Source organism: Ruegeria sp. BC1, assembly GCF_056539305.1.
The window spans coordinates 20684-44228 of record NZ_JBQFUT010000014.1; the positions used below are offsets into that span (position 1 = coordinate 20684).

Consider the following 23545-nt stretch of genomic DNA (forward strand, 5'->3'; position numbering starts at 1 on the left):
CCGCCCCCATGGGAGCTTATATTCTAAGACGTTTGTTGCTGGTCATCCCAACCCTGCTGGGGATCATGATCGTCAATTTCACACTTGTTCAGTTCGTCCCCGGGGGCCCGATTGAACAGATCATTGCCCAAATGGAAGGCGGTGGTGATGTATTCGAAGGCATCGCCGGTGGCGGCAGCGATATCGAGCAGCAGACTGGTGGTGCCAATGACCGTTATGTCGGCGCCCGGGGATTACCGCCCGAGTTTATCGAAGAGCTGGAAAAGGAGTTTGGCTTCGACAAACCTCCGCTCCAGCGGTTCCTCGACATGATGGGCAATTACCTGACGCTGGATTTTGGTGAGAGTTATTTCCGGTCAATCAGCGTGACCGACCTGGTTCTGGAAAAGATGCCGGTTTCGATTTCGTTGGGCCTTTGGTCGACCCTGATCGCTTATCTTGTGTCGATACCATTGGGCATTCGCAAGGCAGTCAAGGACGGGTCGAAATTCGACACCTGGACCAGTGGCACCATCATTGTAGCCTATGCCATTCCGGGCTTTCTGTTTGCGATCCTGTTGCTGGTTCTGTTCGCCGGTGGCTCGTACTGGCAGATATTCCCGCTCAGGGGGCTGACTTCGGATAACTGGGACAGCCTCAGTCTGTTTGGCAAGATCATCGACTATTTCTGGCACATCACGCTGCCTGTCATCGCCCTGACAATTTCCGCCTTTGCGACATTGACCCTGCTAACCAAAAACTCGTTTCTGGATGAAATCAAAAAGCAATACGTCATGACTGCCCGCGCCAAGGGTTTGAGCGAGGGCAGGGTTCTGTATGGCCATGTCTTCCGCAACGCGATGCTGATAGTGATCGCAGGCTTCCCGGCGGTGTTCATCGGCGTGTTTTTCGGAAGTTCGATCATTATCGAGACGATCTTCTCATTGGATGGTTTGGGCCGTCTGGGATTCGAGGCGGCTGTGGCACGCGACTATCCGGTGATCTTCGGCACGCTGTTCATTTTTGGCCTGATGGGGCTTGTCGTCGGCATCATCAGCGATCTGATGTATGTGTTGGTCGATCCGCGCATCGATTTCGAAAAGCGGGAGGGGTAGATGGCACTTTCCCCTCTCAACCAGCGCCGCTGGCGAAATTTCCGGCGCAACGGTCGCGCATTCTGGTCGCTGATCATTTTTTCGGTGCTGTTCGGCCTGTCGTTGTTTGCTGAATTCATTGCCAATGACAAGCCGATCCTCGTGAAGTACCGGGGCGAGTTTTATGCACCGATTTTCAATTTCTACGCAGAAACCGAATTTGGCGGTGATTTCCAGACCGAAGCGATTTATCGCGACCCCGAGGTGCAATGCCTGATTGACAGTGGCGGGCTAGAGGCGTGCTTCGACGACCCCGAAGGCATCATTGATGAAATCAAAGCTGGCAGCTTCGAGGCCGAAGGATTTGAACGCGGTTGGGCCGTTTGGCCGCTGATCCCGTATTCTTTCAACACCAGCGTCGATCGACCTGGCGCGGCCCCACTGCCACCTAACGGTCAGAACCTGCTGGGCACCGATGATACCAAGCGCGATGTATTGGCACGGGTGATCTATGGGTTCCGCCTATCGATCCTGTTCACGCTGATGGTAACCGGTGTCGCCAGTCTGATTGGCATCTTTGCCGGGGCCATTCAGGGATTTTTCGGTGGGTGGCTGGATCTGGTGTTTCAGCGGGTCATTGAAATCTGGTCCGCAACGCCTTCGTTGTATGTGATTATCATCATGTTCGCGATTCTGGGGCGAAGTTTCTGGTTGCTGGTGGCGCTGATGATTCTGTTCAGTTGGACCGGATTGGTTGGAGTGGTGCGGGCAGAATTCCTGCGGGCGCGGAACCTCGAATATGTCCGAGCTGCACGGGCATTGGGCGTCGGCAACATGACCATCATGTTCCGCCACATGCTGCCCAACGCAATGGTGGCGACGCTGACTTTCATGCCGTTCATCGTGACGGGAACCATCGGTGGGCTGGCCTCGCTGGATTTTCTTGGCTTTGGCCTGCCGTCCTCTGCCCCGTCTCTGGGTGAGCTGACATTGCAGGCGAAACAGAACCTGCAGGCACCGTGGCTGGCCTTTACCGCGTTTTTTACCTTTGCCATCATGCTGTCGCTACTGGTCTTCATTTTCGAAGGTGTGCGCGATGCGTTTGATCCCAGAAAGACATTCTCATGAGCCTGCTGGAAGTGAATAACCTCAAGGTCTCGTTCCGGCAGGACGGGCAGGTCTCGGCGGCGGTCAAGGGTGTGTCGTTCACCGTGGATCGGGGTGAAACGGTTGCTCTGGTAGGCGAGTCCGGGTCAGGCAAATCTGTGACCGCCCTGTCCACCGTGTCGCTGCTGGGAGACAGTGCGTTGGTCGAAGGGTCCGTTAAATACGACGGCGACGAGATGATTGGCGCGTCGCAAGACAAGCTGATGGATGTGCGTGGCAACGACATCAGCTTCATTTTTCAAGAGCCGATGACCTCACTCAACCCGCTGCACACGATCCAAAAGCAAATGGCGGAATCGCTGGCGCTGCATCAGGGGTTGAGCGGAGACGCCGCACGGGAACGCATTGTCGAACTGCTGACCAAGGTCGGCATTCGTGACCCACGTGAGCGGCTGGACAGCTATCCGCACCAATTGTCCGGTGGACAGCGGCAACGAGTGATGATCGCGATGGCGCTGGCCAACAAGCCGGATATCCTGATCGCAGACGAGCCGACCACGGCGCTGGACGTGACCATTCAGGCGCAGATTCTGGAGCTGCTGGCCGAGCTTCAGAAATCCGAAAACATGGGGATGCTGTTCATCACGCATGATCTGGGCATCGTACGCCGAATTGCTGACCGGGTTTGCGTGATGAAAGACGGCGAGATTGTCGAGACAGGAATTACGGCTGAGATTTTTGACAATCCGCAACATCCCTATACGCGCAAGCTGCTGGCGGCTGAACCCTCGGGCCACCCGGACCCGGTGCCTGCAAATGCCGAGGAAGTTGCCAGAACCGATCACCTGAAAGTCTGGTTCCCGATCCAGCGCGGGTTTCTGAAGCGCACCGTGGGCCATGTGAAGGCTGTCAATGATGCGACTCTCAGCGTCCGCGCGGGTGAGACCCTGGGCATCGTCGGTGAAAGCGGATCAGGCAAAACCACGCTGGCACTGGCGGTCATGCGGTTGATCGCATCCGAGGGCAGCATCACCTTCCGCAACAAGGATGTGCGCCGCTGGTCCACCCGGCAGCTGCGGCGGCTACGCAAGGATATGCAGATCGTGTTTCAGGACCCGTTCGGCAGTCTCAGCCCACGGATGACCTGCCAGCAGATCATCGCCGAGGGGTTGGCGATCCACAAGGTTGATCCCCATCGCGCCCCGCGTGAACTGGTGGCAGAAGTGATGACTGAGGTGGGGTTGGATCCCGTCGCGATGGACCGTTACCCACACGAGTTCTCGGGCGGTCAGCGCCAGCGTATCGCCATTGCGCGGGCCATGGTGTTGAGGCCCAAACTGCTGGTTCTGGACGAGCCCACCAGCGCGCTGGACATGACTGTGCAAGTCCAGATCGTTGATCTGCTGCGCGACCTTCAACGCAAATATGGGCTGGCCTACTTGTTCATCAGCCATGACCTGAAGGTGGTGCGCGCGATGTCGCACAAGGTGATCGTCATGCGCAACGGTGATGTCATCGAGATGGGCTCGGCTGATGACCTGTTTGAGAACGCGCAGACAGATTACACCCGCGAATTGATCGCGGCGGCGGGCTGAGTACAGCCCGCCACAGATATTCAGGCGCTGGCCGTTTCCCGCGAAGCGGATTTAGGGACTGGACCGCGCAATTCTTCATAATGGTCGAAACTCAGCTTGACCCAACCCGTGCCACGGGTGGCGCTGGCGAGGGTGCGGTGCAGTTCGTCCTCGGCCACGGCGGGAAGTTGGGCGTTGAAAATCTCCCAGCCCGACGCGTTTGGATTGCCCTCAAAGCCCAGAACTTGCCCTTGCAAGGAGCTGATCGTCGGGACCAGATCGCCGACGAAATCCGATGGCAGGTGGATTTCGGCGCTGAGAATTGGTTGCAACACCACCGGTTTGGCCTGTGGCAGGGCTTCGCGTACCGCGTTCTTGCCTGCGGTGCGGAAGGCATAATCTGAACTGTCCACGTTGTGATGCTTGCCATCGCTCAACGTGACTTTCACATCGACCACAGGAAAGCCTTCGGGTCCCTGAGCCAGCGCATCCTTGGCACCGTGTTCGACCGACGGGATATAGTTCTTGGGCACCGCGCCGCCTTTGACGATTTCCTCGAACTGGAACCCGGACCCGCGCGGCATCGGCGCGACCGAGATTACAACGTCAGCGAATTGTCCCGCCCCACCGGATTGCTTGCGGTGGCGATGGCGGTGCTCGACGGGTGCGCGAATGGTTTCGCGATAGGCAGTTTCCACTTGGTCGGCGGTAATCTCGATCCCGAAATCCTCGGCCAGTTTGGCCGAAACGCGCCGCATGTGCTGCGGTCCCTGAGACCCCAGAATGGCGTGACCGCTGAGCTCGTCCTGTTCCAGATGCAGGCCCGGGTCGATCTCGACCAGGCGAGTCAGCGCGTTGGACAGGCGCACATCATCGCGTTCATGGGAGGGAGAGACGATTTGCCGGTGCGCAACGGGGTGGGACGCGGCCCATTCCGGCAACGGTGTCGCCGTGCTGCTGTCATAGAGGTTGCCGGGGTTCAGGTGGTCGGACTTCACCGCTAGTCCGATCTGCCCTGCAGGCAACTCGGAAATCTGTGTCTTGGCGTCCAGCGTGGTCAAGTTGCCGACGGTTTCGCCCCCCAGGTTCTCATGTGCTTTTACGCCTGACCCCAGCCCGCGTAAAACGACGATCTTGCCGATATGTTTCTTTACGTCGGCGAACCCGGCGATGGCGCGCGCGTTCTCGGCCGCCTCGTCCCGACCAGCGGCAATATCGAATTCCGGGGCCTCGTGCCGCAGGGCCTTCATCAGCCGGGTCAAGCCGTTGCCGTGGCTGGCGGCCCCCAGACAGGCTGGGATCAGCTGATGGTTCTGCAGGACCTGCGCGGCGAGGTCGTAAACCTCGGCGCTGGGTGGCTGTTTGTCCTCGATCAGTTGCTCCAGCAGGTTGTCATCGAAATCCGACAGGGTTTCCAGTAACTCGGTTCGCGCTTCTTGTTCGCGGTCTTCCACCGATTGAGGTAGTTCGATCAGGGCCGAGGGTTGCCCTTCCTGATACTTCCAGGCCCGCTCCGAAATCAGATCGACCGCGCCGACAATCGTTTCCCCATCGCGGATCGGCACTTGGCGCAGCGCGATGTGGTGGGTGCAATAGGTCTGAAGCGCCGCGATGATGTCGCGAATGCGACCATTGGGGTTGTCCATTCGGTTTATGAACAGAAAGCAGGGGATGCCCGCCTCTTCGACCAGTCGCAGATAGGGGGCGCACAGAACGGCGGCATTCGGGTCGGGCGGCACGACGATCACAGCGGCGTCCGAGATTGCCATGGCGGGGCCGACATAGGCCAGATTATCACCGCCGCCATCAACGTCCACGGCGCACCAGGGTTCTCCCAAGTAAGAAAAACCGTGCAAATGCACGGTTCCGGATACGTCGAATGTGGTGGGTCGGTCGTCGAGGCGGCTAATGGCCTCGACCAGAGTTGTTTTGCCCGATTGGCTGGGGCCGAGGACGGTGAAAACGCGCATGGGTGCTGTCCCTCTTTCAAATTGCAGTTCGGTTGCACGAAAGGGGTTGCCCTACGCGGACGCGTCGGCACGGGTTGTCTGTAAATTGCCTGCCTCAGGCGCAGGGCGGGTTATCGCCTGCCCTACAAGTTTGGAAAAAACCGACCCTTCGCGTCAAGCCCTGTCCGCTTGACGAGTCAGATTGCGGAACTGTGGCCCGCCTTGCTGAGGTCATATGCGTCAAAACTGCGGGCGATCATCCGGGTCAGGGGACGGGCCTCGACCGGGATGAACAGACCGTCGTCGGTGATGCGCAATATGCCGTCGAACTCGGCGTTGGCGCGGTGGTACATTTCGTGCAACTCGGAGGCGGTGACGCTGTGATTGCGCAGGATTTCCGCAGTGTTGATCTGGAAATCGCACATCAGAGCCTCAATCAGGCGGGCGCGCAATATGTCCTGCCCCTTGAACAGATGCCCGCGCGATGTCGAGAACCCTCCGTCGCGGATCGCCTTGGTATGGGCCGATGTCGCGGGCGCATTCTGGGCATAGCCCTGTGGGAAGCGCGAGATTGAGCTGGCGCCGACACCAATCAGAACTTCGGCCTGATCGTCGGTGTAGCCCTGAAAGTTCCGCTTTAGCCGTCCGGCCCGTAGCGCATGGGTCAGACCGTCATCCTGCGTTGCAAAATGGTCGATCCCGATCTCGGCGTAGTTGTCCCACATGAAAAGGCGGCGCGCGGTGTCAAACAGGTCAAGCCGCTGCTCGGGCGTGGGCAGGGCATCTGACGGAATCAACTGCTGCCGCTTGGCCATCCACGGTACATGCGCATATCCATAAAGCGCCACGCGATCTGGGCTGAGTGACAGCAGCTTTTGTACGCTTTCCGTCATCCGCGTTTTGGTCTGGTGCGGCAGGCCGTAAAGAATATCCGCGTTCAGGCTGGAAATGCCGCGCTTACGGATCATCTCGACAGCTTTGCGCGTGGTGTCATAGCTTTGAATGCGGCCGATGGTTTTCTGGATTTCATCGTCGAAATCCTGAACACCGATCGAGGCGCGGTTCATCCCGGATTCGGCCAAGGCATCCAGACGGGCCTCGTCAATTTCGTTGGGGTCGATTTCAACCGAGAACTCTGCATCGGGTCCAAGGGGTACAACCTCTAGAATCCGAGCAGCCAGGTCGCGCATCAGGTCGGCATTTAGCAGGGTCGGTGTGCCACCACCCCAATGCAGGCGCGACAGAGTGACGCCAGCAGGCAGGCGCGCGGCCAGCAAATCCAATTCTGCCTTCAAGACGTCCACATAGGCAATCACCGGATTGTCGGTCTGGGTGCCTTGCGTGCGACAGGCGCAGAACCAGCACAGCCTGCGGCAGAACGGAACATGGATATACAATGATACGGCGCTGCCCGGTTTGATCCCGGAAATCCAGTCGCCGTAAAGACTTGCCCCCACGTCATTGTTGAAATGGGGGGCGGTGGGATAGCTTGTGTAACGCGGAACTTTCGCGTCAAATAGTCCAAGCTTGGCCAATTGCGGTTTCACTATCATGTCGATACCGTTAAAGGACGGTTCGCTGGGAAACCTTGACCGAGATCAAGTGGGAACGTGCATGACACCGATATCAAAATTTGACCATACAAACTGCGCAGAATGCCCCATTCGGCACCGTGCCGTGTGCGCCCATTGTGAAGTGGACGAGTTGGAAGAGCTCGAAGGCATAAAATATTACCGCAGTTTCGAAGCTGGTCAGACGATTATCTGGTCAGGAGATCAGATGAATTTCGTAGGTTCTGTAGTGTCGGGCATCGCGTCGCTGACGCAAACGATGGAGGATGGCCGGACTCAGATGGTAGGTCTTTTGTTGCCCAGCGATTTCGTCGGGCGGCCGGGCCGCGATTCTGCGCCCTATGACGTGCAGGCAACGACCGATCTTGTGATGTGCTGTTTCCGCAAAAAACCGTTCGAAGAGCTGATGGGCAAAACCCCGCATATCGCGCACAGGCTGCTGCAGATGACGCTGGATGAACTGGACGCTGCTCGTGAGTGGATGCTGGTTCTGGGGCGTAAAACCGCCCGCGAGAAAATCGCCAGCCTGTTGTCGATCATTGCCCGCCGGGATGCGTCGATCAGTGCGAAAGGAAACTCGGGCCCGATCGTGTTCGACCTGCCGCTAACGCGTGAAGCGATGGCGGATTACCTTGGGCTGACACTGGAAACCGTCAGCCGTCAGATATCGGCGCTGAAGAAAGACGACGTCATCGTATTGGAAGGCAAACGCCACGTTACCATCCCGGATATGGGCCGGTTGATGGAAGAGGCTGGCGACGATGCGGATGGTGGATTTCTGGTCTGAAGATATCGTCGCGTGACGGAAGCGATCTGTCGTGTTTAACTGGCCTGAGCGAAACAAACCTCAGGAGTCACCCATGACATTCAGTAGCATTCTGGCGATGCTGTTCATTGGCGCGATCGCCGGATGGCTGTCGGGCAAGATCATGGAAGGCCGCGGTTTTGGCCTGATCGGCAACATCATCGTTGGTATTGTCGGCGCGTTTTTGGCGGGCCTGATCTTTCCGGCACTGGGTTTTGCGGTGGGCGGTGGCGTCTTCTCATCCATTTTCTTCGCCACGATCGGCGCAGTCATTCTACTGTTCCTGATCGGGTTGGTGAAACGGTAGGGTAAACCGCCCAGAGGAGCGGTTTAAGCGAATTCAGAGTTCCTCAGTGGGCCAGAAAAACAGGCACGGATGCCTGTTCTAGCATATTCCGGGTCGCGCCGCCCAATATGGCTTCGCGAAAGCGTGAATGCCCATAGGCGCCCATGACGATCAAGTCGGCCTCACTGTCCGAGGCGTGGCGGTTCAGGACATCGGACACACGGGACATGGTCTTGCTGAGCACGTCTATTTCACACTTCACCCCGTGCCGGGCCAGCATTTGTGACAGCATGCCCCCGGGGTCTGACCGGTCCGGGCCATGGCGCGGCGGGTCAATCACGACGATGCGGACCAGATCAGCCTGAATCAGGAAGGGCAGGGCGCGGCGGATGGCGCGCATGGCTTCGACGCTTTCATTCCATCCGATCAATATGGTCTCGGGTCGATCGAATGGCGCTGCGTCATCCGGGGTGATCAGCACAGGGGCATGGCCCTCGAACATGGCAGCTTCGACGATGGGTTCTGCTTCTGCATCGCGATCCGGCCCATAGGGTTGAGGCAGAATAACCAGATCCGAGAACCGCGCGCGATGCGCAACATGACGCCCGATGTCCGCGATCTGGGCCACGCCGCTTTCGGCGGACCAGCGCGACCCGGTTTTGCTGAGGTAGTCCTTTGCAAAGCTCAGAGTTTCTTCGGCCTCGGCGTTTGCGCGGTTCAACGTTTCCTGAAGGATCAGCGCGTTCGCGCCCGCATAGTAGTACCCGGTCTGGCTGCGGTCGACGCCCAGACACAGGGCTTCGGCGTGCGCGTCCTGAGCCGCAGCCAGTGCCGCCATCTGCGCCAGCGCCGATGCGCTCAGATTTTTGTCCGTCATCACGGTGAGAAGTGATTTGTAAGCCATCCTGACCTCATGTCTTCAGAGCCCGCACAACTGCGACTAGAAAGCCCAGTTGTTTTCTTTACGATTGTCACAGAAATCAGGGTATTGTCTTGACACAGATCAAAGCAGTTCTGGCCGCCGTCCGACAAAACAGCGGCCAGTCATAAAGGGTCCCGCGACAAAAAAGAATCGCGCGGGGCATGGCAAAGGGACGCAATATGTCAAATTACATCAAGCTGATCGTGCTTGGTCTGGTCGCGCTGTTTGCTGCGATCGGCACCAATTATGCACGCGATTTGGCGTATCAGGTGCACGCAATTCTGGTGATGCTGATCGCCGGTGGGTTGTTCATCTGGACGCTTAGAAACACGGATGAGCCAGATATTCTCGTGGACCGTTCGGCGGAATACATGGATGACGTGATCCGCTATGGCGTGATCGCAACTGCCTTTTGGGGGGTCATCGGGTTTCTGGCCGGAACTTTTATCGCGTTCCAACTGGCCTTTCCGGCGCTGAACTTTGAATGGGCGCAGGGCTATTTGAACTTTGGTCGCTTGCGTCCGCTGCACACCTCGGCGGTGATTTTTGCCTTTGGCGGCAACGCGCTGATTGCGACATCGTTCTACGTGGTGCAGCGTACAAGCGCTGCTCGCCTGTGGGGCGGCAACCTCGCGTGGTTTGTGTTCTGGGGCTATCAGCTTTTCATCGTACTGGCGGCAACTGGATATGTGCTGGGTGGAACCCAGTCCAAGGAATACGCCGAACCTGAATGGTATGTCGATTTGTGGCTGACAATTGTCTGGGTGGCTTATCTGGCTGTGTTCCTCGGTACTGTGGTCAAGCGGAAAGAGCCCCACATCTATGTGGCCAACTGGTTCTATCTGGCGTTCATCGTGACCGTCGCCATGCTGCACCTGGTCAACAACATGACCATCCCTGTCAGCATCTGGGGCTCGAAATCGGTCATCGTCTGGTCGGGCGTTCAGGATGCCATGATCCAGTGGTGGTACGGTCACAACGCTGTGGGTTTCTTCCTGACTGCGGGTTTTCTGGGCATGATGTATTACTTCATCCCGAAACAGGCTGAACGCCCGGTGTTCAGCTATAAGCTGTCGATCATCCACTTCTGGGCACTGATCTTCCTGTATATCTGGGCCGGTCCGCACCACCTGCACTATACCGCGCTCCCTGACTGGGCCTCGACGCTGGGTATGGTGTTCTCGATCATCCTGTGGATGCCTTCGTGGGGTGGCATGATCAACGGCCTGATGACCCTTTCGGGTGCATGGGACAAGCTGCGCACCGACCCGGTGATCCGCATGATGGTGATCTCGGTCGGCTTCTACGGCATGTCCACATTTGAAGGCCCGATGATGTCGATCCGCGCGGTCAACAGCCTGTCGCACTACACCGACTGGACCATTGGTCACGTGCACTCAGGCGCGCTGGGCTGGAATGGCATGATCACCTTTGGCGCGCTGTACTTCCTGGTGCCCGTCCTGTGGAAACGTGAGCGTCTGTATTCGCTGCAGATGGTCAGCTGGCACTTCTGGCTCGCCACGATCGGCATCGTGCTATACGCCGCGTCGATGTGGGTCACCGGTATCATGGAGGGCCTGATGTGGCGCGAAGTGGATGCCAATGGCTTCCTGGTGAACTCGTTCGCCGACACCGTGGCCGCCAAATTCCCGATGTATGTGGTACGTGCTCTGGGTGGCGTCCTGTTCGTCGCCGGTTCGCTCATCATGTGCTACAACCTGTGGATGACCGTTCGGAAAGCGCCGGCCAAAGAGGCCAGCCTGACCGTCGCGGTCCCGGCTGAATAAGGAGGGCCGGAGCAATGGCAATTCTCGACAAACACAAGATCCTCGAGACCAACGCGACCCTCCTGCTGGTGTTCAGCTTTTTGGTCGTGACCATCGGTGGCATCGTGCAGATCACGCCCCTGTTCTATCTTGAGAACACTATCGAGAAGGTGGAGGGTATGCGCCCTTACACCCCTCTCGAACTGGCGGGTCGTGACATCTACATTCGCGAAGGCTGCTATGTCTGTCACAGCCAGATGATCCGCCCGATGCGGGACGAGGTCGAGCGCTACGGCCACTACTCGCTAGCGGCCGAGTCGATGTATGACCACCCGTTCCAATGGGGGTCCAAGCGCACCGGGCCTGATCTGGCGCGTGTCGGTGGCCGTTATTCGGACCAGTGGCAGGTGGACCACCTGCGCGATCCGCAATCGGTGGTGCCTGAATCGGTGATGCCGAAATACGGCTACCTTGAGCACCGCAAAATTGACGGCAGATATATCGGCGACGTGATGGCGGCAAATGCCATGGTCGGCACCCCCTACACTGACGAAATGGTCGAAAATGCGCAGGCTGATTTCCGCGCTCAGGCCGACCCGGACAGTGACTATGACGGGCTGCTCGAGCGGTACGGCGACAAGGTGAATGTGCGCAATTTTGACGGCCAGCCCGAGCTGACCGAGGCCGACGCGTTGGTTGCTTATCTGCAGATGCTGGGCACGCTGGTCGATTTCTCGACCTTTACGCCTGATGCAAACCGCTAAGGAGGGATCAGATGGAAGAATATACTCTCCTAAGACAATTTGCGGATAGCTGGATGTTGCTGCTGTTGTTCACCTTCTTTGTTGGCATCGTCATCTGGGTTTTCCGACCCGGCGCCAGCAAGGGATACAAAGACACTGCCAACATTCCATTCCGGCACGCTGATGCCCCAGCGCCTCAGCAAGACAAACCCGCCACATCCAAGGAGGCGCGGCAATGAGCAAGACACCTGAAAAACAGCCGGGCGATCCAAATACCACGGGCCACAGCTGGGACGGTATCGAAGAGTTCGACAACCCAATGCCGCGTTGGTGGCTGTGGACCTTCTACGCCACGATCTTCTGGGGTGTGATCTATACGATCATGTACCCGGCCTGGCCGTTGGTTCATTCTGCAACTGCGGGTGTTCTGGGCTGGTCCTCGCGCGCAATTGTGCAGGAAGAGATGGTCGCCTTCGAAGAGGCCAACGCTCCCTTGAATGCCAAACTGGTAGAGACCCCGCTGGAGGACATTGCCAAGGATGCCGAGCTGCAGCAATACGCAGTGAACGCGGGGGGTGCTGTCTTCCGTACCTGGTGCGCGCAGTGTCACGGTTCGGGTGCGCAGGGCGCGCCGGGCTTCCCGAACCTGCTGGATGATGCATGGCTGTGGGGCGGTTCGCTCGAAGATATCGAGACCACCGTTGCCCATGGCATCCGCAACGAGGAAAGTGACGATGCGCGTTATTCCGAGATGCCAGCTTTCGGTGAGATCCTTGAGCGTGACGAGATCACGCAGGTCGTTCAGTACGTGATGTCGCTGACCAATGCGCAAACCGACGACGCGGCTGCTCAGGCGGGCAAGGATGTTTTCGAAACCAATTGTGTCTCATGCCACGGTGAAGACGGAACAGGTGATGTCACCCAGGGCGCACCGAACCTGACCGATGCCATTTGGCTTTATGGCGGCAGCGAGGAAGCGTTGACCGAAACTGTCACCAACAGCCGCTTCGGCGTGATGCCGGCGTGGGAAAACCGTCTGACCGAGGCGCAAATCCGCGCTGTCACAGCTTATGTCCACCAACTGGGTGGCGGTCAGTAGCGGCAAAAGAATACCTTCGGACGGTTCACCGCCCGAAGGTTGAGGCACCGGCTGTTCCATCTGTTCGCGCGTTTCCAGAACAGCCGGTGCTACTTTCCAAGACTACCGATCTGTTCTGACACGGTCCAGAGGACGGGTTATTTATAGTCGGAACGCTGCGCGCCTTTGTTTTCTTTCCACCAGTGGCCTTCGGGCAGCCATTGCCGTTTTTTCGTTTCCGGACGGGCATCCGTTTGAGCGGCGACCATGAATGATTTGGCAAGGATTGAGAGCATCTGACCTCTCCTGAAATGGGTTTCGACTGTCCACAGGATTGATCTCCAAGCCGGAAAATGCGACTCAATTGGTTATTCAACATGTAATCAGAGGTTACATATGGATTGGATAAAGATGCCGCCGCTTGCATCACTCAGAGCATTTCACGCTTTTGCTGAGGCGGGGAATGTCGTGCAGGCGGGAATTTCTTTGAATGTCAGCCACGCTGCCATCAGTCAACAATTGAGAGCTTTGGAAAAGCACCTGGGCTCTGCTCTGCTGGATCGCCGGGGGAAATCCATGACCCTGACGCCCGAGGGTGAAAAACTGGCCCGTGCCCTGCATCTGGGGTTTGGGGCCATCGGCGATACCGTCGCGGATCTGCTTCAAACCACCGATGACCGTGCGGTTCATGTCACCCTGACATCTGCGTTTGCCGCGTCTTGGCTGATGCCACGCTTGCCCGCGTTTCAGTCACAGCATCCGGACATCAATCTGGCACTAGACCCGTCACCGCACCATGTCAGCCTGCGCCCGGGTGGAGTGGATGTGGCGATCAGATACGGGGAAGGCGAATGGCCCGGGCTTAAATCGGAACTATTGCTGCAAAGCCCGATTGTCATTGTCGCCGCCCCTTCGTTGCTGGGCGATAAAACAACGTGGTCGCCCGAAGCGCTAAGTCAGTTGCCGTGGCTTGAGGAATTCGGCAGAACAGAGGCGACGACCTGGTTGGCCCGACAGGGTATCGAACACGGGCCGCGCGCAGGGCGAATCTCGATGCCCGGTGATCTTCTGCTGGAAGGTTTGCGCGCGGGTCAGGGTGTGACGGCCACGGCGCGGCATTTTGTCGAGCAGGACATCGCGGCGGGTCGTATTGTCGAATTGTTCCAGGAACCGGGCGAGCGCGGTTATCACCTTGTTACGCGGGATGTTCCCCTGCGCCCCGCAGTTAAAACCTTTGTCCGCTGGCTGCGACGGCAGGCAGGTGACCTGTGACAAAAGGTGTCTGCACGATGCGCTTTTGACCCATGTCAAAGTGAATGCGTGTATGATCTGGAACAAGACGCCGAAAAAATACACATATCTGGAGCCAGCCCGTGAGCGATTCCGACCCCGCCCCCAGCCTTTATGCTGCCAGGGAGCCCATCTTTCCCCGGCGTGTCTCTGGACCGTTTCGCAATCTGAAATGGATCATTCTGGCGGTTACCTTGGGTATTTACTACGTGACACCCTGGATTCGCTGGGATCGCGGGCCCAGCCTGCCGGATCAGGCGGTTCTGCTGGATCTGGCGAACCGCAGATTCTACTTCTTCTGGATCGAAATCTGGCCGCACGAGTTTTATTTTGTTGCTGGCCTGCTGATCATGGCCGGTCTGGGCTTGTTTCTGTTCACCTCGGCACTGGGGCGTGTGTGGTGCGGCTATGCCTGCCCGCAGACGGTATGGACCGACCTTTTCATTCTGGTTGAGCGCTGGATCGAGGGCGACCGCAACGCCCGGTTGCGGCTGCACCGGCAGGAAAAACTTGATTTCCGCAAGGCCCGGCTGCGGCTGACAAAATGGACCGTATGGTTCCTGATCGGCCTAGCCACCGGCGGCGCCTGGATTTTCTATTTCGCTGACGCCCCCACATTGGCACGCGATCTGGTTACCGGGAATGCTCATCCGGTTGCCTATACAACGATGCTGATTTTGACGGGAACGACCTTCCTGTTCGGCGGCTTTGCGCGTGAACAAATCTGCATCTACGCCTGTCCTTGGCCTCGTATTCAGGCCGCGATGATGGACGAGGATACTCTGGTCGTTGGTTATCGCGAATGGCGCGGTGAACCACGTGGCAAAGGCAAGCGTACGGCGGATACCGAACTGGGCGACTGCATCGATTGCATGGCCTGTGTGAATGTCTGTCCCGTGGGTATCGACATCCGCGATGGCCAGCAAATGGAGTGCATCACCTGCGCCCTGTGTATCGACGCCTGCGATGACATGATGGCCAAGATCGGCAAACCCCGCGGTCTGATCGACTATATGGCGCTGAGTGATGAGCCGCGTGAAAGGTCGGGAGAGCCACCCAAGCCGGTTTGGAAACACGTCCTGCGGCCCCGGACGATCATGTACACGGCCATGTGGTCGGCGGTAGGCTTTGCCCTGCTGTTCGCTCTGTTCATCCGGTCCGATATCGATCTGACCGTGGCGCCTGTGCGAAACCCGACCTTTGTGACATTGTCTGACGGTACGATCCGCAACACCTATGACGTGCGCCTGCGCAACAAACATGGTGAAGACCGGCCGTTCAAACTGTCTCTGACTGGTGACCCAGCATTGCAGATCCAGATCGAGGGGGTTGAAGGCGAGACGGTCAATGTTGCAGCGGATACGGCGCAATTGACCCGCGTCTATGTTGTTGCAGCCGGCGGAACCGGCCCTGCGGTCGCGGATGTGACTTCTGTACGCATTTGGGTCGAGGATATGCAAAGTGGTGAGCGTGCCTATAAGGACACCACGTTCAACGGGCAAGGAAACTGAGATGGCCGAACGTCAATTCACCGGCAAGCACGCTTTGGCGGTTTTCGTCGCCGCCTTTGGCGTGATCATCGCTGTGAACCTGCTTTTGGCCTACAAAGCGGTCGAAACCTTTCCGGGGCTCGAGGTTAAAAACTCTTACGTTGCCAGCCAGGAATTCAACGAGCGCCTGCAAGAGCAGCAGGCGCTGGGCTGGACCATTCGGGCCGAGGTTTCCGGTGGGCTGCTGATCCTGCACATCACCGACAAGACCGGCGCTCCGGTTGAGGTGGCGGAACTTCAGGCGGTTGTCGGACGGGCCACACATGTAAAAGACGATTTCTCACCCGATTTCATTTTTGATGGACAATCCTATGCGACCCCTGCGGCGCTGGGTAAGGGCAACTGGAATATCCGTCTGGTGGCCAAGGATCATGATGGCGCGGAATTTGCCCAGCGCGTTCCGCTGTACGTGAAGGGGTGACGGGATGACGGCGCAGCTCTCTCCTGGAACGGCGGCCTGCCCGGGATGCATTGCCACGCCGGCAGAGCCGGTCCGGCCGGTGCCTCAGGATGTTCAGATCGCGCTGTCTCTGCCGGGCATCCATTGCTCGGCCTGTATTGCGACGGTAGAGCGGGAACTGAATGCCCACCCGGGGGTCGAGGGCGCGCGGGTCAACCTGACCCTCAAGCGTGCGATGGTGAAGGCTGCACCCGACCTGCGCGCAGCCGACCTGATCCCGGTATTGGAACGCGCAGGTTTCGAGGCGCATGAGCTGGACCCCGGCGCGCTGTCGGCAACGCAGGCGGACAAGGCTGGGCGCGATCTGCTGATGCGTCTGGCGGTGGCCGGGTTTGCCTCGATGAATGTGATGCTGCTGTCGGTGTCGGTCTGGTCCGGGGCCACAGACGCAACGCGCGATCTGTTCCACTGGATTTCGGCAGCTATCGCGCTGCCTGCGATTGCGTTTTCAGCGCAACCCTTCTTTGCCAACGCCTGGAGCGCCCTGCGTGTACGTCGCCTGAACATGGACGTGCCGATTGTCCTGGCGATCATTCTGGCGTTGATCACATCGCTTTGGGAAACCGCCCTTAGCGGTGAACATGCCTATTTTGATGCAGCCCTAACGCTAACCTTTTTCCTGCTGGCCGGGCGCTATCTGGATTACCGCACCCGCGCCGCCGCCCGATCCGCTGCCGAGGAATTAACAGCGCTTGAGGTGCCTCGAGCCATCAAATTGGTCGATGACGTGGAAAAGGAAGTGGCCGTGTCGTCTCTGGCTGTAGGAGATCTGGTTCTCGTCCGGCCCGGAGGCCGTATGCCCGTGGACGGGCAGATCGTCTCGGGCCAGTCGGAATTGGATCGGTCGCTGCTGACCGGGGAAACACTGCCGGTGTTCGCCGAAGCGGGCCTGACCGTTAGCGCGGGTGAGGTCAACCTGACCGGCCCTCTGACCATCCAGGCGACGGCGGTGGGCGAAGATACCTCGCTGCACCAGATGGCCGATCTGGTAGCCATCGCGGAATCCGGGCGATCGCGGTACACGTCACTGGCGGATAAGGCGGCCAAGCTCTATGCGCCGGGCGTCCACATCCTGTCGGCGCTCAGTTTTCTGGGCTGGTATGTCTACTCGGGTGATATCCGCACCGCGCTGAATATTGCGGCTGCAGTTCTGATCATCACTTGCCCCTGCGCGCTGGGATTGGCAGTGCCTGCGGTGACAACGGCGGCCTCGGGGCGGTTGTTCCGCAAGGGGATGCTGATCAAACACGCCACCGCGTTGGAACGGCTGGCCGAGGTTGATACGGTCGTGTTCGACAAAACCGGAACGCTGACTTCCGGTACACCCGAGCTGACCAATCTGAGCGATCATTCCCGTGCGGACCTTGAGATCGCTCTGGCACTGGCCGAGACGTCGTCACACCCCTTGTCCGTCGCTCTGACCCAATCCGCCCGCGATGCGGGGATCAAGCCCGCGAAGCTAGAGGGTGCTACTGAGGCTCCGGGCTTTGGCACCGAGGGCACCTATCGGGGTCGGCGGGTGCGTTTGGGCCGTGCCGCGTGGACCGGCGGTGACGAAAGTAACCAGACTGCCGCCTGGCTGTCCGTCGAAGGACAGGCGCCTGTTGCGTTCCTGTTCTCGGACGCTTTGCGCCCCGGCGTGGCTGAAGCGGTGCAGGCCCTCCAAGAGGCTGGAAAAGAGGTGATCCTGATTTCAGGTGATACGCAGGGTGCTGTCGAGGCGCTGGCCGGCAAGCTAGGTATCGGGACCTGGATCGCGCAGGCCCTGCCACAGGACAAAGCGGCCCATATTCAGGAACTGCGCGAAAAAAGCCGCCATGTTCTGATGGTCGGCGACGGGCTAAACGACACTGCCGCGCTGGCTGCGGCGCATGTCTCGATTTCACCGGCTTCGGCGCTGGACGCGGCGCGGGTAGCGTCGGATATCGTGCTGTTGGGCAATGATCTGGCCCCGATTGCCGCTGCCTGTGACACAGCCGTCAAAGCAACCAAACGGATTCGCGAGAACTTCCGTATCGCGACGGTCTATAATATCATTGCCGTACCGCTGGCCGTGGCTGGGTTGGCGACACCACTGATTGCGGCGCTGGCGATGTCGACATCGTCTATCACTGTGTCCCTGAACGCCCTGCGCCTGAGGTAGTTGATATGGAAGTTCTGGCCTATTTGATACCGATTTCCCTGTTTCTGGGCGGGGTTGGTCTGGTTGCGTTTGTCTATACGGTGCGCTCGAACCAGTACGACGACCCCGAGGGCGACGCTCGGCGCATCCTGAGCGATGAATGGGATGACAAGCCCAAGCCTTGATGCAGTGAGTCCAAGCGCCCTTGAAATTGCCGCAATGCCCGGTTATGTCCGGCCCATCCGCTAGCAGAGAGAACCAAGCCAAATGGCAACTATGAATCCGATCCAGTTCATTCAGCAAGTCCGTGCCGAAGTTGCAAAGGTCGTCTGGCCGACCCGGCGCGAGGTGCTGCTGACCACGGTCATGGTGTTCATCATGGCGGCGCTGACAGCCGTTTTCTTTGCGTTGGTCGATCTGGGCATTCGCGGCGGCCTACAGCTGATCCTCGGCGCGTTCGGCTAAGGTGGTTCGGGCAGGGCGGAAACGCCACTGCCCCCTTGCACAGCGCGCGATGTCAGAGTAGTTGACACGGTACTATTCGGAATGGGCGTGCGGCGATTCGGGCTGCGCGCCGCTTTTTATTCCGGGTGGCGTGATAGGATTTTAATGACGGCAGTGTCTGGCAGATCGGATACGCCGAAGACAAACAAGGACGACAGGTTCATGGCGAAACGGTGGTACTCGGTCAGCGTTCTTTCGAATTTCGAAAAGAAGATCGCAGAACAGATCCGCACGTCGGTGGCTGAGCAGGGCCTTGAGGACGATATCGACGAAGTGCTGGTGCCCACCGAAGAGGTAATCGAAGTGCGCCGGGGCAAGAAGGTCACGACCGAACGCCGCTTTATGCCGGGCTATGTGCTGGTGCATATGGAGATGTCGGATCAGGGTTATCACCTTGTGAACTCGATCAATCGCGTCACCGGCTTTCTGGGCCCGCAAGGCCGCCCGATGCCAATGCGCGATGCTGAGGTGAACCAGATCCTCAACCGCGTTCAGGAAGGCGAGGAAGCGCCGAAACTGATGATCTCGTTCGAAGTGGGCGAGAAGGTCAAGGTCAACGACGGCCCGTTCGAGGATTTCGACGGTATGGTCGAGGGCGTAGACGACGAGAACCAGAAGCTGAAGGTATCGGTCTCGATCTTTGGTCGGGAAACCCCGGTCGAGCTGGACTTCACGCAGGTTACCAAGCAGAGCTGAACGGCTTTTCAGAGATTACTTTAACGCCACGGTGCTATGAGCAGCGTGGCGTTTTTTGTGCCAGTGTTGCATGTGAATTTGGCGTGGAAAAAGCGCGCGCAACTAATGCAAGCGGCGTCAAAAACAACAGCTGAAGCAATGAATGTGTCAGGTAGCAGACTTTCGATGTGGGGGGTGAAGAAAACCCGTGTTCCGGCCAATAATAGTTTGCCTTGGATATTCGTCGGATGGTTGTGGCTATGCTGGCGCACTGTCAGGGATGGCATCGAAAACTGCCTTACAGAATGCAGTGCCACCCCAGCCGTTCCCATGTGAACGCAGCCTCAATCGTCTTTGAGCCAAAGCTTCTTGAAGGGGGGTGGTTCTCTACTTCGTTCGAAGTTCTGAAGAAGGGGTTTTGCGTGTGGCTGCGGCCCTGGAACCCTAGACCGCAGGCAATCCCAAGGTTTCAGCTTTTACGGACAAGACCGGCCTGTTTCGAATTGTTCGGCAGGCCCCGTCACTGAACATTTGAGCGCCCTCAAGCTAGGGTGGACCAGGTATCAGTTCTTGTTGTTGAAGAACTGTTAGAATGTCGAGAATTGTCGAAGGACTGACATCCACCGATCCGTCAAGGTAAACACCAAGCCCACCGTCTCCGATCTCTTTTGGACCGCCATTTTCATAAACCGGATCAAGTGAAGCGAGTTCTGCCGGTAACTCTGGGCACAAAGGGGTTTCGTTTAACACAAGGTCCACCGCAGCCAGCATCAATTCCTTGACAGAGTCCAAGGTGTCGGCCTCGAGAAGCTGCTCTCGCTGTTCTTCAGGGGCCGTAAGTGTAAGATCGATGAGTTTGAAATAGGCACAATTGTCGCGTAACTCGACAGTCGCTTCGGTGGACATGTTCGCCAGGATAGCCCTTTTTTGATCCCCACGCTGAAAGTCGCGATCGCTGGTTCGGCTACATTCGAAAATCGTGACGGTTACATCCCCATCCAAATCTATAGCATCGCCCTGGGCCTCAAAGCTCAAGTCATCGAGTCTGACTTGCAGGCCGCAATTGTCGACAATTGCGTTGTCAGCAAGCCGCTCAGGCACAATTTTCTGAATTTCGCGTAGATCGAGAAGGGCCCCCACGCCGATCCGGGTAGACGCAACGGCAGAGAGGTTCAGGTCAAGCGTATAGGGCAATTCTGTATCACGCACCGGGAGTGTCGCGTCGATGACAAAGCTCACTTGCTGCGCATTGGGGGCCCGGGCACCTACAGCAACTGCCATCAAGACCGGGAAAAGCAACCAAAGTCTCATTCGGCAAACTCCAAAACGCCAAGCTCCTTCAGACCTCCAAGGACTTTGACTATTGTCTCGGCGCTGACATCAGCCGAACCAACTACTGCGGCGCCCAAACCGCCCGGCGCAATTTCGCGTGTGCCTCCGGACTCGTAGATTGGATCGAGAACAGAGAATTCTTCGGGTAATGGTGGGCAAACCGGGTGGGCAGCCAAAAACTCGCCACCCTTTTCGAGGACCGCTTCGTTTATTCGGTTTGTCAGCCCGAAGAGGTTAGAGACTGTGCCAATGAAGCCACGCGGGCTAAGGTCAACACTATTGATACTGAATGTAAGGCATTGGCCCTTTACTTCCGCTTTAGCGACAGCAATTGCATCCACTGTAGCCCCAAAATACTGAAAGCCAGCTTCTTCTCTTCGGTTACATCTCGTAAACTGTGCGCGGGCGGAACCCTCGACTCTGACGCTATCGCCAATGGCGGTGACGTCTTGGACCTCAAGGTAAATCTGGCGTTTACAGGTTTCTTCCAGTGGGCCAGTTAGTATCTGCGGCGCTTTTTCCTGCAATCCGCGCAAATCCATGAATGCCCTCAATCGCAAACGGGTCGGGCTGGATTCCTCAAGGCCTCCGTAGACAGTGAAGGGAACGGGAATTTCGCGCAGCGGAACTTCCTTGGTTAGTTTGATCTGAAATCGACCAGCATACGTGGCCGGATCAATTCCCGCAGTTGAGGTGAAAGCAGCGCTGTTGAGCCCGTCGGTTTCGGTGGCGGTCCCGGACGCGGCACCTTGATCTTGAGCTTTACTGCCGCATCCTGGCTGCATAGCAAAAAGAACGCAGATCAGTAGTCCCTTGTTCAGCCGAGATGATGCCATCCCTGACCACCTCTTTTGTGTCCAAGTTGTACCAAGATACCTACCTGCGCCTCGTAAGCAACTTATGTATTCAAATAAATTATTCCGTTCCGAGAATATCAACTTTCACTGGCACCCGGCCAGAACGCAAAAGGGTCATTCGGGGCGATGGTGCAACCCCTTGCCAAGCCCTCCGATCCCCCAACGCTAGCCACCGTTTCGACAATGGCCAAGGAGCCCTGTCGAACTCGGTTTCAGGCAGGTAGCGAAGCAGATCTTGGGGAGGGTCTTCGCTCTATTGTAAACGCCGCGATGCAGTACGCATTGCGGCGTTTTCGTTTCAGAATTTCAGCATCGATGACGTCTTAAGTTCCGACTTATTGGGCCTGAATCATAGCCGCGCGCAGGAGTTGCGGGCGGTCAGACTGGGACGGCAAGAACACCGCCTGTGAACCGGCGTCCAGCGCGGACAGGCTCGCATCGTACCACTGCATCGCAAGATCACGGCGTTGCTGCACACCGAAACCTTCGCGCAAGTGGTGCCCGATCAGCTCTCCGTAGGCGGGTTCACCCATCGCAACCAGCATCAGGGCAGAACCAACAGCGGTATCCATGTTGTCCTGACGGTAGCCCATTGCCAGGCAAACCTTGCTGGTCGCGGCAAGATCTGCGGGGCTAAGCCCAGAGTCCAGCGCAAGTTTGCGTATCTGGGTCTCAGCCTCGGTTTTGGAGTTGAGCGACAGCGCATCAACTTGCGGTGCTAACATCTCACCGTACGATGCGCACTGAGCGGCCACCTGATCCGGTGTCAGCCCCTGGATGTCCTGCATCAAATCTTCACCGCGCCCCATGGCGTAGCTGCGGGCGAGGCAGAACTGTTCGCTCAGCGCAAAATCAGGGTCGGACATGTTGGACAAGGTCGTGTAGCCACCATTGGTCGAAGTTTGAAGCATAACGGCGCTACAGCGATTGGCGAGTGATGGGCCTCCGGTCCCTCCTGAAAACAGGCTCGGCAGGCTGGCGGAAGTTGTTTCCGTCGTGTCCGCTGGGGGCTGGGTCTCTTGCGAAGTGAAAACCGGGGCGGTCTGTGTCGCGGGTTGAGGCGCAGCCTGCGCCGGGGGCTGTGGAGCTGCTGCCAGGGCAGAGCCGCTATGAAGCTGTTGACGGTACGCCATCAGCAGCGGTTGGCCTGCGAGTTGGGTGGTGGCCTGACCACCGCTTGTCGCCCAATAGTAGGCCTGCATCAGGAAATCCCGCTGATACGGTTGGAAATCATACCCATTCACGGGATAGCCCATTGAAACCTGATAGCGTTCGATCGCAGCGCGGGTCCCACGGCCGACCTGGCCATCGACCCGTCCGGCATTGTAGCCAAAGTAATTGAGCGCCGTCTGTGTCTGTGCGCCTTGTGAGGTCGATGGGATGCCCGACCGATAGGAACGCGTTGTCGTAGTTGTCCGGGCTTTTTTCTTCTGCTGGTCCTTACCGATTGCATAGCCTACGACGCCACCGACAACCGCACCGCCGAGGAAATCCCCGGCATCGGCCCGTGCCGTCTGAGGGGCAGCCAGGGCAAACGAAAACGCGATGCCAAGCGTTAGTATCAAACGAATGATCATAATTAACCTCCACAAATAATTTCAATTTTCTCGGAGTATAGCACAGTCATGTATGTCAATGTGATACTGAGGGTGATGTCATAACCGCCAAGCGGGCGTTTGCTAAAATTTTGCTGTAGTATTGGGTTCTTACTGGCGTAAAGCCCCGTCAGATGTGGAAAAGTCTGCAAATTTTGGGCAAATGGTAGTTCTATTGGGGGTCGAATCGATCATTCCAAGCAGAGAATGGCAGGCCACTTGCAAACGCCCGCATTCCCCTATAAACGCCGCCTCTATCGTCTTCGGGCGAGATTCTCTCGTGGGA

Annotated in this window: 23 protein-coding genes; 16 read left to right on the top strand and 7 right to left on the bottom strand. The window is 57.9% G+C overall.

Annotated elements, in window-relative coordinates:
- Positions 1 to 8: 8 nt before the first annotated feature.
- The 3 genes from ACR0IY_RS20990 to ACR0IY_RS21000 are packed head-to-tail and all read left to right on the top strand — an operon-like array spanning position 9 to position 3775.
- Positions 9 to 1094: a microcin C ABC transporter permease YejB gene (locus ACR0IY_RS20990; protein ID WP_480676820.1), complete on the top strand. Its 1086-nt coding sequence runs from the start codon at positions 9 to 11 to the stop codon at positions 1092 to 1094.
- Complete coding sequence (locus ACR0IY_RS20995) at positions 1095 to 2201, top strand: ABC transporter permease (RefSeq protein WP_480676822.1); 1107 nt, start codon at positions 1095 to 1097, stop codon at positions 2199 to 2201.
- Positions 2198 to 3775, top strand: coding sequence for an ABC transporter ATP-binding protein (locus tag ACR0IY_RS21000; protein ID WP_480676824.1), 1578 nt, complete (start codon positions 2198 to 2200; stop codon positions 3773 to 3775). Before ACR0IY_RS20995 ends, ACR0IY_RS21000 begins: the two co-directional genes overlap by 4 nt.
- A 20-nt stretch (positions 3776 to 3795) precedes the next feature.
- On the opposite strand, the gene ACR0IY_RS21005 is transcribed toward ACR0IY_RS21000, so the two are convergent.
- Complete coding sequence (locus ACR0IY_RS21005) at positions 3796 to 5724, bottom strand: elongation factor G (protein ID WP_480676826.1); 1929 nt, start codon at positions 5722 to 5724, stop codon at positions 3796 to 3798.
- A 176-nt stretch (positions 5725 to 5900) separates the two neighbouring features.
- Complete coding sequence (gene hemN, locus ACR0IY_RS21010) at positions 5901 to 7256, bottom strand: oxygen-independent coproporphyrinogen III oxidase (protein ID WP_480676828.1); 1356 nt, start codon at positions 7254 to 7256, stop codon at positions 5901 to 5903.
- Positions 7257 to 7317: 61 nt separating this feature from the next.
- On the opposite strand from hemN, the gene fnrL reads away from it, so the two are divergent.
- Both fnrL and ACR0IY_RS21020 read left to right on the top strand, forming a co-directional pair.
- Positions 7318 to 8061, top strand: a complete 744-nt coding sequence (gene fnrL, locus ACR0IY_RS21015) for a transcriptional regulator FnrL (protein WP_480676830.1) — start codon at positions 7318 to 7320, stop codon at positions 8059 to 8061.
- Positions 8062 to 8134: 73 nt separating this feature from the next.
- Entirely contained in the window at positions 8135 to 8386 is a 252-nt protein-coding gene (locus ACR0IY_RS21020) for a GlsB/YeaQ/YmgE family stress response membrane protein (protein ID WP_480676832.1), read from the top strand.
- 43 nt (positions 8387 to 8429) lie between these two features.
- Here ACR0IY_RS21020 and ACR0IY_RS21025 read toward each other — a convergent pair whose 3' ends face one another.
- Positions 8430 to 9269, bottom strand: coding sequence for a universal stress protein (locus ACR0IY_RS21025; RefSeq protein WP_480676834.1), 840 nt, complete (start codon positions 9267 to 9269; stop codon positions 8430 to 8432).
- A gap of 197 nt (positions 9270 to 9466) precedes the next feature.
- Between ACR0IY_RS21025 and ccoN the strand changes: the two genes are divergently transcribed.
- Genes ccoN through ccoP form a run of 4 tightly spaced genes read left to right on the top strand, consistent with a single transcriptional unit; the run spans position 9467 to position 12895 of the window.
- Positions 9467 to 11074: a cytochrome-c oxidase, cbb3-type subunit I gene (gene ccoN / locus ACR0IY_RS21030; protein ID WP_480676835.1), complete on the top strand. Its 1608-nt coding sequence runs from the start codon at positions 9467 to 9469 to the stop codon at positions 11072 to 11074.
- A gap of 14 nt (positions 11075 to 11088) precedes the next feature.
- Positions 11089 to 11817, top strand: coding sequence for a cytochrome-c oxidase, cbb3-type subunit II (gene ccoO / locus ACR0IY_RS21035; RefSeq protein ID WP_480676837.1), 729 nt, complete (start codon positions 11089 to 11091; stop codon positions 11815 to 11817).
- Between the two features lie 11 nt (positions 11818 to 11828).
- The gene (locus ACR0IY_RS21040) at positions 11829 to 12035 is read left to right on the top strand and encodes a cbb3-type cytochrome c oxidase subunit 3 (RefSeq protein WP_480676838.1); all 207 of its coding nucleotides are present in this window, start codon (positions 11829 to 11831) and stop codon (positions 12033 to 12035) included.
- Positions 12032 to 12895, top strand: a complete 864-nt coding sequence (ccoP, locus tag ACR0IY_RS21045) for a cytochrome-c oxidase, cbb3-type subunit III (RefSeq protein WP_480676840.1) — start codon at positions 12032 to 12034, stop codon at positions 12893 to 12895. Before ACR0IY_RS21040 ends, ccoP begins: the two co-directional genes overlap by 4 nt.
- Positions 12896 to 13032: 137 nt before the next feature.
- Here the strand turns inward: ccoP and ACR0IY_RS21050 are convergent, their stop codons facing one another.
- Positions 13033 to 13170, bottom strand: a complete 138-nt coding sequence (locus ACR0IY_RS21050) for a hypothetical protein (protein WP_480676842.1) — start codon at positions 13168 to 13170, stop codon at positions 13033 to 13035.
- A 100-nt stretch (positions 13171 to 13270) separates the two neighbouring features.
- On the opposite strand from ACR0IY_RS21050, the gene ACR0IY_RS21055 reads away from it, so the two are divergent.
- The 7 genes from ACR0IY_RS21055 (at position 13271) to nusG (ending at position 19496) form a co-directional block, all read left to right on the top strand.
- Positions 13271 to 14146 (top strand): LysR family transcriptional regulator, encoded by an 876-nt coding sequence (locus ACR0IY_RS21055; protein WP_480676844.1) that lies wholly within the window; start codon positions 13271 to 13273, stop codon positions 14144 to 14146.
- A 101-nt stretch (positions 14147 to 14247) separates the two neighbouring features.
- Complete coding sequence (gene ccoG, locus ACR0IY_RS21060) at positions 14248 to 15675, top strand: cytochrome c oxidase accessory protein CcoG (RefSeq protein WP_480676846.1); 1428 nt, start codon at positions 14248 to 14250, stop codon at positions 15673 to 15675.
- A gap of 1 nt (position 15676) precedes the next feature.
- Complete coding sequence (locus ACR0IY_RS21065; RefSeq protein WP_480676848.1) at positions 15677 to 16135, top strand: FixH family protein; 459 nt, start codon at positions 15677 to 15679, stop codon at positions 16133 to 16135.
- 4 nt (positions 16136 to 16139) lie between these two features.
- The gene (locus ACR0IY_RS21070; protein ID WP_480676851.1) at positions 16140 to 18317 is read left to right on the top strand and encodes a heavy metal translocating P-type ATPase; all 2178 of its coding nucleotides are present in this window, start codon (positions 16140 to 16142) and stop codon (positions 18315 to 18317) included.
- A gap of 5 nt (positions 18318 to 18322) precedes the next feature.
- Positions 18323 to 18481 (top strand): cbb3-type cytochrome oxidase assembly protein CcoS, encoded by a 159-nt coding sequence (gene ccoS, locus ACR0IY_RS21075; RefSeq protein ID WP_170355309.1) that lies wholly within the window; start codon positions 18323 to 18325, stop codon positions 18479 to 18481.
- Positions 18482 to 18563: 82 nt separating this feature from the next.
- A complete protein-coding gene (gene secE / locus ACR0IY_RS21080; protein WP_058272489.1) occupies positions 18564 to 18761 on the top strand; it encodes a preprotein translocase subunit SecE in 198 nt (65 codons plus the stop codon).
- A 201-nt stretch (positions 18762 to 18962) separates the two neighbouring features.
- The gene (nusG, locus tag ACR0IY_RS21085) at positions 18963 to 19496 is read left to right on the top strand and encodes a transcription termination/antitermination protein NusG (protein WP_170415591.1); all 534 of its coding nucleotides are present in this window, start codon (positions 18963 to 18965) and stop codon (positions 19494 to 19496) included.
- Between the two features lie 525 nt (positions 19497 to 20021).
- Here the strand turns inward: nusG and ACR0IY_RS21090 are convergent.
- The 3 genes from ACR0IY_RS21090 to ACR0IY_RS21100 all read right to left on the bottom strand — a co-directional run bounded on the left by ACR0IY_RS21090 (position 20022) and on the right by ACR0IY_RS21100 (position 23241).
- Positions 20022 to 20786 (bottom strand): hypothetical protein, encoded by a 765-nt coding sequence (locus ACR0IY_RS21090; protein WP_480676854.1) that lies wholly within the window; start codon positions 20784 to 20786, stop codon positions 20022 to 20024.
- The gene (locus tag ACR0IY_RS21095) at positions 20783 to 21643 is read right to left on the bottom strand and encodes a hypothetical protein (protein ID WP_480676857.1); all 861 of its coding nucleotides are present in this window, start codon (positions 21641 to 21643) and stop codon (positions 20783 to 20785) included. The genes ACR0IY_RS21090 and ACR0IY_RS21095 overlap by 4 nt, the downstream gene beginning before the upstream one ends.
- 356 nt (positions 21644 to 21999) lie before the next feature.
- Positions 22000 to 23241, bottom strand: coding sequence for a peptidoglycan-binding domain-containing protein (locus ACR0IY_RS21100; protein ID WP_480676859.1), 1242 nt, complete (start codon positions 23239 to 23241; stop codon positions 22000 to 22002).
- Positions 23242 to 23545: the final 304 nt, after the last annotated feature.

Coding starts and splice junctions, on each gene's coding strand:
- ACR0IY_RS20990 (WP_480676820.1), top strand. CDS start 9: ATGGGAGCTTATATTCTAAGACGTTTGTTGCTGGTCATCCCAACCCTG.
- ACR0IY_RS20995 (WP_480676822.1), top strand. CDS start 1,095: ATGGCACTTTCCCCTCTCAACCAGCGCCGCTGGCGAAATTTCCGGCGC.
- ACR0IY_RS21000 (WP_480676824.1), top strand. CDS start 2,198: ATGAGCCTGCTGGAAGTGAATAACCTCAAGGTCTCGTTCCGGCAGGAC.
- ACR0IY_RS21005 (WP_480676826.1), bottom strand. CDS start 5,724: ATGCGCGTTTTCACCGTCCTCGGCCCCAGCCAATCGGGCAAAACAACT.
- hemN (WP_480676828.1), bottom strand. CDS start 7,256: ATGATAGTGAAACCGCAATTGGCCAAGCTTGGACTATTTGACGCGAAA.
- fnrL (WP_480676830.1), top strand. CDS start 7,318: ATGACACCGATATCAAAATTTGACCATACAAACTGCGCAGAATGCCCC.
- ACR0IY_RS21020 (WP_480676832.1), top strand. CDS start 8,135: ATGACATTCAGTAGCATTCTGGCGATGCTGTTCATTGGCGCGATCGCC.
- ACR0IY_RS21025 (WP_480676834.1), bottom strand. CDS start 9,269: ATGGCTTACAAATCACTTCTCACCGTGATGACGGACAAAAATCTGAGC.
- ccoN (WP_480676835.1), top strand. CDS start 9,467: ATGTCAAATTACATCAAGCTGATCGTGCTTGGTCTGGTCGCGCTGTTT.
- ccoO (WP_480676837.1), top strand. CDS start 11,089: ATGGCAATTCTCGACAAACACAAGATCCTCGAGACCAACGCGACCCTC.
- ACR0IY_RS21040 (WP_480676838.1), top strand. CDS start 11,829: ATGGAAGAATATACTCTCCTAAGACAATTTGCGGATAGCTGGATGTTG.
- ccoP (WP_480676840.1), top strand. CDS start 12,032: ATGAGCAAGACACCTGAAAAACAGCCGGGCGATCCAAATACCACGGGC.
- ACR0IY_RS21050 (WP_480676842.1), bottom strand. CDS start 13,170: ATGCTCTCAATCCTTGCCAAATCATTCATGGTCGCCGCTCAAACGGAT.
- ACR0IY_RS21055 (WP_480676844.1), top strand. CDS start 13,271: ATGGATTGGATAAAGATGCCGCCGCTTGCATCACTCAGAGCATTTCAC.
- ACR0IY_RS21065 (WP_480676848.1), top strand. CDS start 15,677: ATGGCCGAACGTCAATTCACCGGCAAGCACGCTTTGGCGGTTTTCGTC.
- ACR0IY_RS21070 (WP_480676851.1), top strand. CDS start 16,140: ATGACGGCGCAGCTCTCTCCTGGAACGGCGGCCTGCCCGGGATGCATT.
- ccoS (WP_170355309.1), top strand. CDS start 18,323: ATGGAAGTTCTGGCCTATTTGATACCGATTTCCCTGTTTCTGGGCGGG.
- secE (WP_058272489.1), top strand. CDS start 18,564: ATGGCAACTATGAATCCGATCCAGTTCATTCAGCAAGTCCGTGCCGAA.
- nusG (WP_170415591.1), top strand. CDS start 18,963: ATGGCGAAACGGTGGTACTCGGTCAGCGTTCTTTCGAATTTCGAAAAG.
- ACR0IY_RS21090 (WP_480676854.1), bottom strand. CDS start 20,786: ATGAGACTTTGGTTGCTTTTCCCGGTCTTGATGGCAGTTGCTGTAGGT.
- ACR0IY_RS21095 (WP_480676857.1), bottom strand. CDS start 21,643: ATGGCATCATCTCGGCTGAACAAGGGACTACTGATCTGCGTTCTTTTT.
- ACR0IY_RS21100 (WP_480676859.1), bottom strand. CDS start 23,241: ATGATCATTCGTTTGATACTAACGCTTGGCATCGCGTTTTCGTTTGCC.